1 protein-coding gene is annotated in these 2,230 nt (G+C 51.6%); it reads left to right on the top strand.

Annotated features, from left to right (window positions below):
• The first annotated feature begins 529 nt into the window (after positions 1 to 529).
• Positions 530 to 1,918 carry a group II intron reverse transcriptase/maturase gene (ltrA, locus tag SJ312_RS23150; RefSeq protein WP_045347797.1) on the top strand — a complete coding sequence of 463 codons (1,389 nt, stop codon included), beginning with the start codon at positions 530 to 532 and terminating at the stop codon, positions 1,916 to 1,918.
• The last annotated feature ends 312 nt before the right edge of the window (positions 1,919 to 2,230 follow it).

Raw genomic sequence — 2,230 nt, 5'->3', positions numbered from 1 at the left:
TTTTGGGTTCAGGGTGCTATTGCTCCACCAATCACAATACTGAAGCCCCAACTGTTATCAGTTGGGGCTTTTTCTTGGTGCGCCGGGCACGGCGCGTTGCGCGTAAGCGCAACTGGGTTGACTGAGGTAGTCAAACCGGTGACTTGGAGGTGCAAGTCCTCTACACACCCGGCAAGGGGAAGTGTTAGCTGAACGGCAAGGGTGTTCACCGTGAGGTTAAATCTGAAGGAAGCCGAAAGCAAAATGCTGGCCTGACGAACAGGAAGCGATTTAGGCGCTGTAGCAGGGTAAGGTGGCCAATATCACCAAAGCCCAATACTTGCACGGAATGTTACAACGTAGAGTCGACAGGTATAAGCAGGAAGGTCGCGCGAATTACCCCGGGAGGTCTGAGTATCTGCCAGAGTGCTACTGACATCGGGAGGTGTTGGGATGGATGCTCAGAAGTCAGCCGAGGCCGTAGTAGTGCTCTTAACCAACAGCACGAAGGGCTGAACATAGTTAACCGCGATTAGGACTCTGGACCTCGATGTTGATTGATGATGCACAAGCGCAGGCGACTGCGGCCATGAACAGAGGAAGCGAACAGAATTCGCCGGGGTTGGTTGATGGTGTTGAAATTGATACGGTGGCCAGTGGGCGAACGAAAGCGGAAATGTCGTTGACGATGGACGCAGTGATAAGCCGCGAGAACCTGATGCTGGCGTATCAGCGGGTGGTAGAAAACAAAGGTGCGGCGGGGGTGGATAACCTCAGTGTGCTGGAGTTAAAACCATGGCTGAAACAGTATTGGCCGAGCGTCAAAAGTACACTGATGGCAGGCAGTTATCTGCCACGGGCAATCCGCAAAGTGGATATCCCAAAGCCAAATGGCGATGTGAGAACACTGGGTATCCCAACCGTGGCAGACCGATTTATCCAACAGGCGATAGCACAAGCATTAACACCCTACGTGGAACCGACATTCTCGAAGTCCAGCTACGGCTTCAGACCCAACCGCAATGCGTGGCAAGCGGTGCGACAAGCACAGCAGTTCATTCAAAGCGGCAAACGCTGGGTTGTAGACATGGATTTGGAGAAATTCTTTGACCGTGTCGACCACGATATTCTGATGTCGAGACTGGCACGGACTATCAAAGATGAGCGGCTGCTCAAACTTATCCGCCGTTATCTGGAAGCAGAAATGGTGGATGGAAAAGAGGTCTTAAAACGCGATAAAGGCATGCCGCAAGGCGGCCCATTGTCCCCGTTGCTATCGAATATCCTGCTGGATGAACTGGATAAAGAGCTGGAGCGACGAGGTCACAGCTTCTGCCGCTACGCCGATGACTGCAACATTTATGTCAGCAGCCAAAAGGCGGGCGAACATTTACTGAAAGACATTAGTGAATTCTTAGCGAAAACGCTGAAACTGAAGGTGAATGCACAGAAGAGTGCAGTGGCAAGACCATCGGAACGTAAGTTCCTTGGTTACAGCTTCACATGGCACAAAGTGGCCCGACTGAAAATAGCACCAAGCAGCGTAGGCAGGCTGAAAGACAAAATCAGAAGCCTGACCACGGGAAATGGTTCAAAATCAGTAGCAAAAGCTATCAGCGAACTGACACCGATACTGCGTGGGTGGATAAGCTACTTCCGACTGACCCAAATCAAAGGCGTGCTAGAAGAGCTGGACGGCTGGATAAGACGTAAACTGCGTTGCCTGTACTGGCGACAATGGAAGCGACCTTTTACCCGAGCCAAACAACTGATGAAAGCAGGACTTAATGAAGTCAGGGCATGGGCGTCAGCTTGTAACCAGCGTGGCGCTTGGTGGAACTCTGGTGCCAGTCATATGAATCAGGCTTTAAAGAAGAGCTGGTTCGACAGGCTGGGACTGGTTTCACTGCTGGAAAGTCATCGACAGTTCCAGTGTTAACATGAACCGCCGTATGCGGAACCGCACGTACGGTGGTGTGAGAGGACGGCGGGAGTAATCCCGCCTCCTACTCGATTCTGTTTGCGGCGGTTGCGTTTTATCGGTAGTCGTCGAGCTCTGCACCATCCCACATAAGAGCTTAACGGTGCGATCTTCAACGCCATCACACAAAACTTTCTTTTTCACGCACAGTCAACTTATTGGATGTTTTATTAACAACCCAAAAGGAGATATTTAGCGGGCGGCCGGAAGGTGAATGCTAGGCATGATCTAACCCTCGGTCTCTGGCGTCGCGACTGCGAAATTTCGCGA

The sequence above is a fragment of the Providencia sp. CIM-Carb-044 genome (assembly GCF_033901115.1).
Taxonomy (GTDB): domain Bacteria; phylum Pseudomonadota; class Gammaproteobacteria; order Enterobacterales; family Enterobacteriaceae; genus Providencia; species Providencia hangzhouensis.
This window is presented reverse-complemented; position numbering and strand designations above follow the sequence as displayed.